Here is a 14,221-nt window from a genome sequence, read left to right as displayed (position 1 = left end):
ATGGAAAACCACGACCGCATGGTGCAGATCCACGGCGCCGCGGTCGAGACGCTGCCCGAAAACTTCGAATACAACTCCTTCCTGCCTTGGCACCCGGGCGCCGTGCGCTGGTTCGAGGAGCAGGGCTACGACATTCCGGAAGACCTGCGCGGCTGATCCTCCGCAACGCGACATCGACGCCGGTCTCCGGGCCGGCGTCAACGCCTCGCTTCTGCGCAGGCATCCGTAACCTCCTAGGCATTCCGGTATGACTCACGAAACCCAACCCAACGAAGCCGCTGCCAAAGTCGGCACTGATGGGGTTGCCGACATCCCCATCGCCCACAACGAGCGCGTGCTCTCGGGCCTGCTCGGCCAGACGGTGTTTGCCGCCTGTGTGCTGTTCACGGCCATGCACCTCTATGCGCTCAACGTCTCACCCATCGAGACCTGGACATTCCGTATCATTCACGTCGCGGGCGGCCTTGCCGTCGGCTTCGCCATCACCGCGGCCATGACGCTCGATCGCAGCCCCGGTGAGGTTCGTATCAACCGCGTCGAATGGTTCGCCCTGATTCCCGCGGTCGCTGCCATCGGCTACGCCGTCTTTTGCACGCTTTACGCCTGGTACATGCGCGAAACCGGCACGCCGCCCGCCAACTGGCTCGTCGTGCACCTGAGCTGGTCGCTGGCCGGCGCCACCGCCATCGCCCTGGTCAGCAGCTGGATATGGCGCAGCTCCAGCCGCTCCATCCACTGGGCCGACGCGATCCTGATCATTGCCTCGATCCTCGTTGCCGCCTATCTGGTTCTGGTACTGAATCGCTGGCGCATGGCCGCCGGCACCCCCTTTGCCGGGCAGACCGAATTCATGATCGCCGCCGTGGGTGTGGCCCTGATCATGGAATTGACCCGTCGTGTGGCTGGCTTGGCTCTGATCCTCATCACCGGCGTCTTCCTGATCTATGCCTTTGCCGGGCCCTACCTGCCGGGCCTGCTCGAACATCGCGGGTACTCCTTCTCGCGCTTCTTCACCTATCTCTACACCGACAACGGCATTCTCGGCCCGACCACCGCCGTGTCGTCGACCTATATCATTCTCTTCATCACCTTCGCCGCCTTCCTGCAGGCTTCCAGGGTCGGCGACTACTTCATCAACTTCGCGTTCGCCGCCGCCGGCCGTGCACGGGGCGGCCCGGCCAAGGTGGCGGTCTTCGCCTCCGGCCTGATGGGCATGATCAACGGTACCTCCGCCGGCAACGTGGTGGCCACCGGTTCACTCACCATCCCGCTGATGAAGAAGGTCGGCTACCATCCGCGCAGCGCCGGCGGCATCGAGGCCGCCGCCTCCACCGGTGGCCAGATCGTGCCGCCGATCATGGGTGCCGGCGCCTTCATCATGGCCGAGATCACCGGCATTCCCTATACCGAAATTGCCATTGCCGCACTGATTCCCGCCGGGCTCTATTTCCTTTCCATCTACATGATGGTCGATCTGGAAGCGCGCCGTGATGGCATGCTGGGCATGTCCAAGGATGAACTGCCGGTCTTCCGCAAGATGGTCAAGCAGGCCTACCTGTTCCTGCCCATCGTCATCCTGATCGGTACCCTCTTCATGGGTTACTCGGTGATTCGCGCCGGCACCCTGGCCATGATCAGTGCCGCCGTGGTCTCCTGGTTCACCCCGCACTGGATGGGCCCCAGGGCACTGCTCAACGCGTTGTCCCTTGGTGCGCGCATGGCGATCCCGCTGATCGCGGTATGTGCCTGTGCCGGTATCATCGTCGGGGTCATTTCGCTGACCGGTGTCGGTGCCCGCTTCGCCTCCATGCTGCTGGGTATTGCCGATACCAGCCACCTGATGGCACTGTTCTTCGCCATGTGCATCAGCATCCTGCTCGGCATGGGCATGCCCACCACCGCGGCCTACGCCGTCGCCGCCTCGGTGGTCGCACCCGGCCTGCAGCAGATCGGCATCCCGCCGCTGGTCGCCCACTTCTTCGTGTTCTACTACGCCGTGCTCTCGGCGATAACGCCACCGGTCGCACTGGCGGGCTATGCCGCCGCCGCCATCGCCAACACGGACCCGCTGAAAACGGCCCTGACCTCCTTCAAGTTCGGCCTGGCCGCCTTCATCGTGCCCTTCATGTTCTTCTACAGCCCGGCCCTGCTGATGGAAGGCACCTGGATGCAGATCCTGCGGGTTGTCGTCACCGCCGGGATGGGCATCTATCTGCTGGCCGCCGCCGTGCAGGGGTGGTTCCTCAACGGTGCGGCCAACCTCGTGCAGCGTGTCCTGCTGTTGGCAGCGGCCCTGTCGATGATCGCCGGCGGCTGGATGACCGACCTGGTCGGCCTGGGCATTGGCGGGCTGGTCTTCCTGTGGCAGTCGGCTTCCCTCAAGGCCAAGTCCGGGGTCTCTGGCTAGGTACTGCCCTGGTTCATGCTGCGGAAAGCAACCGCCGGCCTTCGGGCCGGCGGTTTTTTCTTTACCGTCACGTCAGAACTCGATGACTCCACAGGCCATGCGACCGCCGCCGCCGCCATCCTCAGGCTCGTCCGAGTAGGTGTCACCACCCTCGTGCACCATCAGGCTACGACCATCGACATCATCGAGACTGAGCCGCGGTGCCAGCACGGGTAGCGTTGCCTCACCGTCCTCATTGACTGCCAGCACCGGCAGGTCGCCAAGATGCCCTTCACCGTAGGGGCCCTGGTGAGTGTCGGTATCGTCGGGGTCATGATGCCCGCCCGCCTCACCGGCAGCGGACATCTCGCCATCTTCGTCCTCCCCCGCCTCACAGCTCGCGTTTTCATGTACGTGGAAGCCATAGATGCCGGGCGGCATGCCGCTCAGGTCGGGTTTCAACAGCAGGCCATGATCACTGTCTTCCAACGTGATAGTGCCGATGGAATCCTCGATACCATCGGCACTGACCCAGTTCATCTCGACGTCATGGCGTTCGTCGGCAAGGCTGCTGGCAGCGGCCAACAGCAGGGAGGCGGCCGCGACTCCCGGTAAGAATGCATGGCGCATAATAGCGTCTCCTGTTCCTGATTCCATGGACATGCAGGCATCAGGCTAGACGCTGACTCGTCAGGCCGCCAGCGGCCGCTCAAGACAGGTTGTCGAGGACTTTCAGGCTCGGCTCGGCCTGGTTGAGGGTATAGAAGTGCAGACCGGGCGCCCCGCCTTCCAACAGGCGCTCGCACAGCCGGGAAATCACCTCCTCCCCGAAGTCTGCGATGGCATGGCTATCGTCGCCATAGGTCTCGAGCTGCTTGCGGATCCAGCGGGGAATCTCGGCGCCACACGCATCGGAGAAACGCGCCAGCTTGGTGTAGTTGGTAATCGGCATGATGCCGGGCACGATGGGCGCCTCGACACCCAGCGCCCGGGCACGCTCCACGAAGTGGAAATAGGCATCGGCCGTAAAGAAATACTGGGTGACGGCCAGGTTCGCACCGGCCCTCATCTTGCGGACGAAGTTCTCCAGGTCCTTCTCGAAGCTCGGGGCCTGCGGATGGGATTCCGGATAGGCGGCCACGGCGATCTCGAAGTGGTCCCCCGTTTCCTCACGGATGAATTCGACCAGTTCATTGGCATAGCGCAGCTCACCGATGCCCCCCATGCCTGAGGGCAGGTCGCCACGCAGTGCCACCAGGCTGTCGATTCCCTCCTCACGATACTGACGGAGCAGGTCGCGAAGCTGGGACTTCTCACTGCCGATACAGGAGAGATGAGGCGCGGTCGTGATGCCCGACTCGCGAACCACCCTTACGGTATCGAGGGTACGGCTCTGGGTGGAGCCACCGGCACCGTAGGTCACCGAGAAGAATCGTGGATTGCGGCAGGCAAGGGCATCACGCACGCCTACCAGTTTCTCCCGCCCAGCGTCGGTATTGGGGGGAAAGAACTCGAAACTGATGCCCAGCGGATGTTCCTGCGTGCTCATCGATGAAACCCTCTTCGTTGCCTGGCGAGGCCTGCCACGGCGGCGCCTGTTTCAATGCACTCTGCTACGAGGCTCTTGGATAGTCTGCATTCTGCCGCCCCACCAATCGCCTGACCAATGAAAGTTTCGAGCCACCCCTATTAGTAACAATCATATAGACGGTATTTTGGGTATCGGAATATAAGGTTGATACCTTCTAGACATCACGTTGAGCCTGTCACGCTCTCACCCGATTGGTTGCTAGGGGTGGAGTGTTGTCGCTCATACGAGGCATACCGTGAATTCGGGCCTTGCTGCGTCTTCCCTCGAATAGAGGGAGGTGAACTCAGCAGAGTCGACTGCCGAGTCTCAGCTGGGCGGCGTCCAGGTTGTGCCAGCCCCACCACACCAGGGCCAGGGCCGCCGCGGTGAATGGTAGCAGGATGCCTCGACTCATGCCTCGGCACCACGGGGGTGCCGTACGCTCGACCGGCGCTTCGCTAGCGAGGCCGGCGAAGAAGCGGGCATGGAGGTGGGCGTTCATCCGGTCCATTGATGAACGCCCCTATCGAGGGAGCGTGCTCAGCCCCGGGTCCGCTTCAGCACCTCGAGAACGGAGTCCTTGGGCTTGAGCGACACGTTCTGGTGCAGCCGCTCGGAGAGTTCGTGCACCGAGATCAGCCCACGAATCTGCTGCTGGGCCCGATCCCGCACCAGGCTGTACGGCTCCCCGGCCTCGCACAGCGTGGCCACCAGATCGGCGACGGTGGCAGCCGTCAGGGTGTCATAGTCCAGCACGGGCATGGCGGAACGTGGCAACATCAGGTCGGACGCGGTCAGGCTGTCGAGGTCGATGCCTAGGGACGACCGGGCCGTCAGCAGGTTCTGCTCCGAGAGGCGCTCCCGGGTCAGCAGGCCGATGAGCTCCCGGCCGCTGTCGACCACCAGCTTGCCATCCACGCCCTCCGTCATCATCAGCTTGGCGACCCACTTGGCCGGAGCCGAAGCGATGACGGTATGGGGTTGATGCATCCGGAAGTCGCTCATCAGGCTCAGCGCGGGAGAGTGCATGTCGACGTCGGAGAATTCCTGGGGGGTAACCAGATGATCCGCGTGATCGAGTCGGGACAGGGGTAAGGTTTTCATAGGGTCAAGCCTCTGAAATATGCCCGTATAGGAATTGTATCGGGCAACGAGTCATGGCGGCTCACGGCGAGCCGAAACGTCAAATCGTCGAAGATTCAGAGGCGGTGCGGAGGCGCCCGCACGGGAGGCTGTTCGGCATGACGGCGGACGAATGCCGGAGCCGCCGGCACGATGCTGGTCGTCTGCGCCACCCAAGTCGTGGGAAGGCGCATGAGCTCGGCATCGTCGGCATCCGCGTCGAACAGGGGGGAAGAGAGGGGGATGGCATCCTGCGAGATGCCGGACGGCGCCTTGACGAGCTCATGCGCCCCTTCGCCGACTGCGCTGGCGGTCGACAGCTGAACCCCGCAGAGCAGGGTGATCAGAAAGGCAAGAAGGAGTCGTTGCATGAACACCATCTGAGAAGAGTGACAGGTCCGGATAGCTCGCGTATCCAATGACCTCCAAGCTAGCGCAATGGCTCCGGCGTCACAAGAACCGACGATGCGAAATATCGGCGCGGAATCTCTCCCCCGACGCTCAAGTGCCATCCTGCCAGGATGCGATGCCCCACAATCTGTGATCCGAAGGTTACAGCCCTGCTCTGCATCGGCTTCTACAACAACCTCCTTAAATATGATCGGAAAATCCTGCGGAAGCGGGCATGATAGTCATCTTTACATGCGGAAAACCCGATAGTGGAACTCGAACTCGGTGCCACCCTGCTGGCTCCCCTGTGGATGCTGCTTGCCTTCGTCGGCCTGGGCTGGCTCTGTGCCCGGCCGCTGGCCATCGACCCGCGACCCATCGCTACCCTGCTGATCTATATCATCGCCCCGCTGACCTTCTTTCGGGGCCTGACCCTGGGTGGACCCACTCCGAGCCATCTGCTGCTGACCCTGGGGCTTTTCCTGGTGGCCAGCTTGCTTGCCATTGCGGTAAGCCGCCTCGTCCGCCCCTTCTTTCCCGCCGAGGAGGCTGCCGTACTGGCCTTTTCCGCCGGCACCGGTAACACCGGCTACTTCGGGCTGCCCATAGCCATGGTATTGCTGCCCCCGGAAGGGGTGACCCAGTACCTCTTCTGCCTGCTGGGCATTACGCTCTACGAGTTCACGGTAGGTTTCTATATCAGCGCCAGAGGGCAGTTCTCGGTGCGCCAGAGCCTGGTCAAGATCACCCGGCTGCCACTGATCCATGCCTTCCTGGCGGCACTGCTGGTCAGTGGCCTCGGGGTCACGATGCCAGCCATGCTGATGGATAGTCTCGAGGTGTTTCCCTCGACCTATACCCTGCTGGGCATGATGATCATCGGCATGACCCTGGGGCGAGTCTCCATCAGGGAGATCGATGCACGCTTCGTCGGCGCTTGCGTGGCGGTGCGGTTCGGGCTGTGGCCACTGCTCGCCCTGGCGGCAGTGCTCGGCCTGCAGGCTCTTGTCGCACTGCCCGACGAACTGGCCATGGTGCTGTTGCTGTTGGGCGTGGTGCCCATGGCCGCCAACGTGGTGGTGGTGGCCATGGAGCTCTCGATTCGTCCGGAGAAAGGGGCAATAGCCGTATTGCTGACCACCCTTGCCGCGCCGCTGGTGATACCGCTCTACCTGGGTGGGCTGACGCGGCTCACCGGCCTGCAGTGAAGCATTCACCATCAACGGGTAAAGCCAGGCAGCCCTCATGGGTGGAGCGATAGCTTGCGTTGTCGGAAACCTTGCAGCCAGCGAAGCCATGACTAGCCTGATAGAGAAACCCCGGTGAAAGGAGTCGATCATGCGACGGCAAGTCTCATGGCTGGTAGCCGCCTTGGGCGTCTTGTTACTGGCCTGCACCTCGGCACAAGCACACCATGGCTGGGTCGGCGGCGAAACCATCGAAATCAGCGGTACCGTTACGGCAGTACGGCTAGGCAACCCCCACGGCGAACTCACCCTGGAGGTGGAGGGCGAAGAGTGGACGGTGGAGGTGGGCCAGCCCTGGCGTAACGAGCGCGCAGGGTTGGAGGAAGGAGACCTGGCCGAAGGCGTCGCGATTCGTGCCTCGGGCGAACACGCCGGTGAGCGCCTGCTGAAGGCCGAGCAGCTATGGATCGGTGAAGCGCACTTCGTCCTCTATCCCGGCCGCATCTGAACCATCAATGGAAGAGCTACTGACGAGACTGGCTGAAACGTCACTGGCACAATGGATGCGCCTGTCACGCTGGGGCTATGCCATCGTCAATACCCTGCATGTCGTCGGCATATCCCTGTTGATAGGTGCGATCACCGCCCTCGACCTGCGACTGCTGGGGTGGCGGCGCGAGCTTCCCCTGGCGGCCTTGGGACGTCTGCTGCAGGCGGTAGCAATCGGCGGGCTGCTGCTGGCAATCACCATGGGCGGCCTGTTGTTTCTCGCCGACCCTGCCGGCTACGCCGCCATGACGCTGTTCCAGCTCAAGCTGGGGTTGATCGGCCTGGCGGTGGTCAATGCCATGCTGATCAACCTGGGACCGGGGCTGGCCAATAGCTCGCCTCGGCGACTGCGTATCACGGGGGCGCTGTCGTTGGCGCTCTGGCTCTGCGCTCTGGCGGCCGGGCGCTTTCTCGCCTTTGTTGGCTGACCCGGCCGGCCTGAGTCGAAACCGTCACTGGGCCCTCATCCCGATTCCCGTCAATAGCGGTAGGTATCCGGCTTGTAGGGTCCTTCCACCGGCACGCCGGTGTAGTCGGCCTGGGCTTCGGTCATGCGAGTCAGTACACCACCGAAGCCTTCGACCATGTAGCGGGCGACCTCCTCGTCGAGATGGCGCGGCAGCACCGTGACTTCCAGCGCACCCCCCTTCTCTGCATCCGGCAGTTCGGCAAAACGCTGCCCGTATAGATGGATCTGTGCCAGTACCTGGTTGGCAAAGGAACCATCCATGATTCGTGAGGGATGGCCTGTGGCATTGCCGAGATTCACCAGGCGCCCTTCGGAAAGCAGTATCAGATAGTTGCGGCTTTCCGGGTCGAAGTGCCCCGGCTTGCTGTCTCGATAGACCTTGTGCACCTGGGGCTTGACCTCCTCCCAGTGCCAGTGTCGGCGCATGTAGGCGGTATCGATCTCGTTGTCGAAGTGGCCGATGTTGCATACCACGGCACCCTGCTTGAGAGCCTCGAGCATGGCGTCATCGCAGGCCCTGATGTTGCCGGTACAGGTCACCACCAGGTCGATCCTGCCAAGCAGGTCGCGGTTGACGCTCTCCTTGCCCCGATTGATGCCCGCGACATAGGGCGAGACCAGCTCGAAACCGTCCATGCAGGCCTGCATGGCACAGATCGGGTCGATCTCGGCGACCTTGACGATCATACCCTCCTGGCGCAGCGATGCGGCCGAGCCCTTGCCCACGTCCCCATAACCCACCACCAGCGCCTGCTTGCCGGCCAGCAGGTGATCCAGGCTACGTTTGATGGCATCGTTGAGCGAGTGGCGGCAACCGTACTTGTTGTCGTTCTTCGACTTGGTCACGGCGTCGTTGACGTTGATTGCCGGGACCTTGAGCGTGCTGTTGCGCAGCATTTCCTGCAGCCGGTATACCCCGGTCGTGGTCTCTTCCGAGATGCCGTGAACGGCATCGAGCCGTTCGGGTCGCTTGTCGTGCAGCAGTGCCGTCAGGTCGCCGCCGTCATCGAGCACCATGTTGGGGGTCCAGCCATCGGGCCCTTCCACCGTCTGCTCGATGCACCACCAGAACTCCTCCTCCGTCTCGCCCTTCCAGGCGAATACCGGTATGCCAGCCGCGGCGATGGCGGCGGCGGCATGATCCTGGGTAGAAAAGATGTTGCATGAAGACCAGCGCACCGTCGCGCCCAGGTCGATCAGGGTCTCGATCAGTACCGCCGTCTGGATGGTCATGTGAATGCAGCCGGCAATGCGGGCACCGGCCAGCGGCTGCTGTGCATGGTATTTCCTGCGGATTGCCATCAACGCCGGCATCTCGGTCTCGGCGATGCGGATCTCGCGCCGCCCCCAGTCGGCCAACGTGATATCGGCAACCTTGTGATCCTGGTCCTTCAAGGCAGATACGACAGCCTGGTTCATGCGTCACCCCTCCTTCGGAAATCGGTGACCTTCACTATAGGCCCAGCGACACCGCCCACGCCAAGTCTAGGCTCTGTCCGAAAACTGGCTACGCTCGGCCAGAAGGCGTTAAAAATCGACTCAAAGTACTCATTTACACCCCGTAAACTCCGTCTTTTCGCCGATTTTTGCCTTGTCTGACCTTCGCTCGCCGACTTTTCAGACAAAACCCAGCCGTCCACGCAAGGTACCGGACCATTCCCATGACCGTGACGGACGACGCCCGGCACAGGGCCGGGCGTCGTAGGCTGCGGGCAGTGCGTCCTGCCTGGGTCGTATTACAGGCCGGCGGCCTGGCGCAGCGCCTGGGCGCGGTCGACCCTTTCCCAGGGAAAGGCCGTGAACGTCTCGGTCTGCTCCTGCCCCCTGTCGTCCTTCCAGGTGTAGGAGGTCTCGAAGGGCTCGCGACCAAAGTGCCCATAGGCCGCCGTGAGCTGGTACATGGGGTGAAGCAGGTCGAGCATGCGGGTGATGGCGAAGGGGCGCAGGTCGAAGTGCTCGCGCACCAGCTCGATGATGTGCGCCTCGTCGACCTTGCCGGTACCGAACGTGTTGATCGCCACCGACGTGGGCTGGGCCACGCCGATGGCATAGGAGACCTGGATCTCGCACTTGTCGGCGAGCCCCGCGGCGACGATGTTCTTCGCCACGTAACGACCCGCATAGGCGGCGCTGCGGTCGACCTTGGAGGGATCCTTGCCGGAGAAGGCCCCCCCACCATGCCGCGCCATGCCGCCGTAGGTGTCGACGATGATCTTGCGCCCGGTGAGGCCGCAGTCCCCCACCGGCCCACCGATGACGAACTTGCCGGTCGGGTTGATGTGGTACTGAGTGGCATCGGTGAGCCACTCCTCGGGGATGACCTGTTCGATGATCTCGTGCTTGACCATCTTGCGCAGCTCTTCCGGGTCGATCTCCGGGTCGTGCTGGGTCGACAGAACCACCGCCTCGACGCCGCAGGGCTTTCCGCTCACGTCGTAGCGGAAAGTGACCTGGCTCTTGGCGTCCGGGCGCAGCCAGGGCAGCAGGCCGTGCTTGCGCAGCTCGGCCTGACGCTCCACCAGCCGATGGGCATAATGGATCGGCGCCGGCATGAAGGAATCGGTCTCGTTGGTGGCATAGCCGAACATCAGCCCCTGGTCGCCAGCCCCCTGGTCCTCCGGCTTGCTGCGATCGACGCCCTGGGCGATGTCCACGCTCTGCTTGCCGATCAGGTTCAGCACGCCGCAGGTTTCGCCGTCGAACCCCACTTCGGAGGAGGTATAGCCGATTCCGGTAATCACATCCCGTACCAGCGCCTCGAGATCGACCCAGGCGGAGGTGGTGATTTCGCCGGCGACAATGGCCACGCCGGTCTTGACCAGTGTTTCGCAGGCCACACGGGCATGCTTGTCACGGGCGATGATCGCGTCCAGCACGGCATCGGAAATCTGGTCGGCTATCTTGTCCGGATGCCCCTCGGACACGGACTCGGAAGTAAATAGGGAGTATTCGCTCATGGCATCCTCGACCATCTGTGTAACGGCAAAGCGCTGCAGCGCAGTTGAAGCCAGGATAACAGCCCCTGTCGGTACAGGTGGAACCGATACGGCGGGAAAATGCAATCAACCGTTTTCGGGGGCACGAGTTTACACGCTGGTACCTTTGGAGACACCCGTCATTTGATGACCGGGGGCAAGTCGGCGACAATAGGCGGCCGAATTCCACCGCGCCGCGCTCTACCTGCGGCGCCCAGTCAGGAAGCACACCCGGCAGGCCCTTGGGCGCCGCGTGGACTTGCCCCATTCTGCCGCAGGCGAGGAGCTAACCCAATGCCGTCCCGTTTCGAACTGGCCAATGCCATTCGCGCCCTGTCCATGGATGCCGTCCAGAAGGCCAAGTCCGGCCATCCAGGCGCTCCCATGGGCATGGCTGACATCGCCGAAGTGCTGTGGAACGACTACCTGAAGCATAACCCCAACGACCCGAAATGGCCCGACCGCGACCGCTTCGTGCTCTCCAACGGCCACGGCTCGATGCTGCTCTATTCGCTACTTCATCTAACCGGTTACGAGCTCGATCTCGAGCAGCTCCAACTCTTCCGTCAGCTGCACTCCAAGACCGCCGGTCACCCGGAATTCGGCTACGCACCCGGTATCGAGACCACCACCGGTCCACTGGGCCAAGGCCTGGCCAATGCCGTGGGCATGGCCATTGCCGAGAAGACGCTGGCGGCGCAGTTCAACCAGCCGGGACACACCATCGTCGACCACTACACCTACTGCTTCCTGGGTGACGGCTGCATGATGGAGGGGATTTCCCACGAAGTCAGCTCGCTGGCCGGCACCCAGGGGTTGGGCAAGCTGATCGCCTTCTACGACGCCAACGGCATCTCCATCGATGGGGAGGTGGAAGGCTGGTTCACCGACGATACCGCCAAGCGCTTCGAGTCCTACGGCTGGCATGTGGTGCCCAACGTCGATGGCCACAGCCCCGAGGAAGTGAAGGCCGCCATCGAGCTGGCCCGCAGCGACGAGGATCGTCCTAGTCTGATCATCTGCAAGACCATCATCGGCTTCGGGGCTCCCAACAAGCAGGGCAAGGAAGAGAGTCATGGCTCGCCGCTGGGTGATGACGAGGTTGCCGCAGCCCGCAAGCAACTCGGCTGGCCCCACGCGCCCTTCCACGTGCCCGAACCCATCTACCAGGGCTGGGATGCTCGCACGAGGGGTCAGTCCGCACAGGACGACTGGCAGACCCGGTTCGATCGTTATCGCGAGGCTCATCCTGAGCTGGCGCGGGAATTCCAGCGCCGCGTTCAGTGCAAGCTTCCCGCGGAGATCACCAGCGAAGCGATGGTCGAGAAGGCTCAGCAGCAGGGCGAAAGCATCGCCTCACGCAAGGCATCCCTGGCTTGCCTCAACGAGCTGGGCCCGCAGTTGCCCGAGCTGCTTGGCGGCAGCGCCGACCTAGCCCCCTCCAATCTGACCTTCTGGAGCGGGGCCAAGGCGATCTCCAAGGAGAACCCCGGCGGCAACTACCTGCACTACGGCGTTCGCGAGTTCGGCATGGGCGCGATCATGAACGGCATCGTGCTGCACGGCGGCTTCATTCCCTACGGTGCCACCTTCCTGATCTTCATGGAGTACATGCGCAACTCCGTGCGCATGGCGGCGCTGATGGGCAAGCGCGCCATCTACGTCTTCACCCATGACTCCATCGGCCTGGGCGAGGACGGCCCCACCCACCAGCCCATCGAGCAGCTGACCAACCTGCGCACCACGCCCAACCTGTGCACCTGGCGCCCCTGCGATGCGGTGGAGACAGCGGCCGCCTGGGACGCCGCGATCAAACGCAACTCCGGCCCCACCGCGCTGGTCCTGTCGCGCCAGAACCTGCCACACCAGGAGCGCACCAAGCAGCAGCTGGCCAGCATCCAGCGAGGGGCCTACATCCTCAAGGATTGCGACGACACACCGGAGCTGATCCTGATCGCCACCGGCTCCGAGGTCGGCCTGGCCATGGGCGCCGCGGCCGAGCTGGAAAGCCAAGGGCATGCGATTCGCGTGGTCTCCATGCCTTCGGCCTACCGCTTCGACGGCCAGGATGCGGAGTATCGCGACAGCGTACTGCCGAAGGGCGTGACCAAGCGCATCGCCATCGAAGCCGGCCACGCCGACTACTGGTACAAGTACGTCGGCCTGGACGGCCGGGTGATCGGCATGCGCACCTACGGCGAATCCGCCCCCGCGGAGGACCTGTTCAAGCACTTCGGCTTCACCGTCGACAACGTGGTCAAGCTGGCCGGTGAACTGCTGGGCCGAGAGTACGCGTAGCCGACTCTCGGGTTCAGCCAAAAAGCGAAGGGCACGGCAATGGCCGTGCCCTTCGCCTTGCCTGGCCATCCGCCGCCGTCTAAGCCACCGTCACCTTGTCGTCCAGATAGACATCCTGGATGGCCCGCAGCAGCTCCACCCCTTCGGAGACCGGCTTCTGGAAGGCCTTGCGGCCTGATATCAGGCCCATGCCTCCGGCACGCTTGTTGATCACCGCGGTGCGCACCGCCTCGCCGAGATCCGAGTGGCCCTTGGAACCGCCGCCGGAGTTGATCAAGCCAGCGCGTCCCATGTAGCAGCACGCCACCTGATAGCGGGCCAGGTCGATGGGGTGATCGGAGGTCAGCTCTTCGTACACCTTGGCGTGAGTATGGCCAAAGCCGACATCGCTGTAGCCACCATTGGTTTCCGGAAGCTTCTGCTTGACGATATCCGCCTTGATCGTCGAGGCCAGGTGATTCGCCTGCCCGGTGAGGTCGGCTGCCACGTGGTAGTCGCTGCCATCGTGCTTGAAGGCCGGGTTGCGCAGATAGGCCCATAGCACCGTGACCATGCCCAGTTGATGGGCCCGCTCGAAGGCCTCGCTTATCTCCATGATCTGCCGGCGGCTTTCCGGTGAACCGAAATAGATGGTCGCCCCAACCGCGGCACACCCCATGTCATGGGCCTGCTCCACCTCGGCGAACAGTGTCTGGTCGTAGATCGCCGGGTAGGTCAGAGTCTCGTTATGGTTGAGCTTGAGGATCATCGGAATGCGGTGGGCATAGCGCCGCGCCACCGATGACAGAACGCCAAGCGTCGAGGCGACCCCGTTGCAGCCGCCTTCAATGGCCAGCTCGACAATGTTGGCCGGATCGAAGTAGCGCGGATTGGGCGCGAATGAGGCGCCGGCGGAGTGCTCGATGCCCTGGTCTACCGGCAGCAGGCTCAGGTATCCGGTGCCCGCCAGACGGCCATGGTTGAATAGTGCCTGCAGATTGCGCAACACGGCGGGGCTGCGATCGCTGTCGGTCACCACGCGATCGATGAAGTCGGGGCCGGGCAGGTGGAGCTGCTCGCGGGGAAATCCACGACAGCGGTGATCCAGCAGGTAGTCGGCGGCGTCACCCAATAATTGGGGAATATCGGTCATGTCTCTCCTCTCCTTGGTTTCTCGGTATCAATTCCCCTAGCGTAGTGGAAACCGTACCGAGCGAGTGTCTCGCTTGCAAACCCGGGGCAAGCGCCCCGGGTACGGTATTCGAATCTCCGCCCGAGCCGCTTCAATCGGGGCGC

At 63.1% G+C, this 14,221-nt stretch carries 14 protein-coding genes; 6 read left to right on the top strand and 8 right to left on the bottom strand.

Features of this window, described 5'->3' with window-relative positions; translation table 11 throughout:
• Entirely contained in the window at nucleotides 1–156 is a 156-nt protein-coding gene (locus C1H69_RS03825) for a TAXI family TRAP transporter solute-binding subunit (protein WP_276308744.1), read from the top strand.
• Nucleotides 157–247: 91 nt separating this feature from the next.
• Nucleotides 248–2,407, top strand: coding sequence for a TRAP transporter permease (locus C1H69_RS03820; protein ID WP_102652084.1), 2,160 nt, complete (start codon nucleotides 248–250; stop codon nucleotides 2,405–2,407).
• A gap of 72 nt (nucleotides 2,408–2,479) precedes the next feature.
• On the opposite strand, the gene sodC is transcribed toward C1H69_RS03820, so the two are convergent.
• The 5 genes from sodC to C1H69_RS03795 form a co-directional block, all read right to left on the bottom strand.
• Nucleotides 2,480–3,016 (bottom strand): superoxide dismutase family protein, encoded by a 537-nt coding sequence (gene sodC / locus C1H69_RS03815; RefSeq protein ID WP_102652083.1) that lies wholly within the window; start codon nucleotides 3,014–3,016, stop codon nucleotides 2,480–2,482.
• Between the two features lie 79 nt (nucleotides 3,017–3,095).
• Nucleotides 3,096–3,935 (bottom strand): methylenetetrahydrofolate reductase [NAD(P)H], encoded by an 840-nt coding sequence (gene metF / locus C1H69_RS03810; protein WP_102652082.1) that lies wholly within the window; start codon nucleotides 3,933–3,935, stop codon nucleotides 3,096–3,098.
• 325 nt (nucleotides 3,936–4,260) lie between these two features.
• Nucleotides 4,261–4,467 carry a hypothetical protein gene (locus tag C1H69_RS03805; protein ID WP_133154951.1) on the bottom strand — a complete coding sequence of 69 codons (207 nt, stop codon included), beginning with the start codon at nucleotides 4,465–4,467 and terminating at the stop codon, nucleotides 4,261–4,263.
• A gap of 29 nt (nucleotides 4,468–4,496) precedes the next feature.
• Nucleotides 4,497–5,060, bottom strand: a complete 564-nt coding sequence (locus C1H69_RS03800; RefSeq protein ID WP_102652080.1) for a CBS domain-containing protein — start codon at nucleotides 5,058–5,060, stop codon at nucleotides 4,497–4,499.
• A gap of 95 nt (nucleotides 5,061–5,155) precedes the next feature.
• Nucleotides 5,156–5,449: a hypothetical protein gene (locus C1H69_RS03795; protein ID WP_133154950.1), complete on the bottom strand. Its 294-nt coding sequence runs from the start codon at nucleotides 5,447–5,449 to the stop codon at nucleotides 5,156–5,158.
• Nucleotides 5,450–5,737: 288 nt separating this feature from the next.
• On the opposite strand from C1H69_RS03795, the gene C1H69_RS03790 reads away from it, so the two are divergent.
• From C1H69_RS03790 to C1H69_RS03780, 3 genes are all read left to right on the top strand, one after another.
• Nucleotides 5,738–6,676, top strand: a complete 939-nt coding sequence (locus C1H69_RS03790; RefSeq protein WP_102652078.1) for an AEC family transporter — start codon at nucleotides 5,738–5,740, stop codon at nucleotides 6,674–6,676.
• Nucleotides 6,677–6,806: 130 nt separating this feature from the next.
• Nucleotides 6,807–7,163, top strand: coding sequence for a DUF6152 family protein (locus C1H69_RS03785; protein WP_165789411.1), 357 nt, complete (start codon nucleotides 6,807–6,809; stop codon nucleotides 7,161–7,163).
• A 7-nt stretch (nucleotides 7,164–7,170) separates the two neighbouring features.
• Complete coding sequence (locus C1H69_RS03780) at nucleotides 7,171–7,632, top strand: hypothetical protein (protein WP_102652077.1); 462 nt, start codon at nucleotides 7,171–7,173, stop codon at nucleotides 7,630–7,632.
• Between the two features lie 50 nt (nucleotides 7,633–7,682).
• Here C1H69_RS03780 and ahcY read toward each other — a convergent pair whose 3' ends face one another.
• Complete coding sequence (ahcY, locus tag C1H69_RS03775; protein WP_102652076.1) at nucleotides 7,683–9,092, bottom strand: adenosylhomocysteinase; 1,410 nt, start codon at nucleotides 9,090–9,092, stop codon at nucleotides 7,683–7,685.
• 317 nt (nucleotides 9,093–9,409) lie between these two features.
• A complete protein-coding gene (metK, locus tag C1H69_RS03770; protein ID WP_102652091.1) occupies nucleotides 9,410–10,630 on the bottom strand; it encodes a methionine adenosyltransferase in 1,221 nt (406 codons plus the stop codon).
• A 312-nt stretch (nucleotides 10,631–10,942) separates the two neighbouring features.
• Between metK and tkt the strand changes: the two genes are divergently transcribed.
• On the top strand, nucleotides 10,943–12,946 hold the full coding sequence (gene tkt, locus C1H69_RS03765) for a transketolase (RefSeq protein ID WP_102652075.1): 2,004 nt from the start codon (nucleotides 10,943–10,945) through the stop codon (nucleotides 12,944–12,946).
• Between the two features lie 79 nt (nucleotides 12,947–13,025).
• Here the strand turns inward: tkt and C1H69_RS03760 are convergent, their stop codons facing one another.
• Nucleotides 13,026–14,078, bottom strand: a complete 1,053-nt coding sequence (locus C1H69_RS03760; protein ID WP_102652074.1) for a class I fructose-bisphosphate aldolase — start codon at nucleotides 14,076–14,078, stop codon at nucleotides 13,026–13,028.
• Nucleotides 14,079–14,221 lie beyond the last annotated feature (143 nt).

The sequence above is a fragment of the Billgrantia endophytica genome, assembly GCF_002879615.1.
Lineage (GTDB): Bacteria > Pseudomonadota > Gammaproteobacteria > Pseudomonadales > Halomonadaceae > Halomonas > Halomonas endophytica.
The sequence above is the reverse complement of the archived record's forward strand: the minus strand, read 5'-3'. Positions and strand labels throughout refer to the sequence as shown.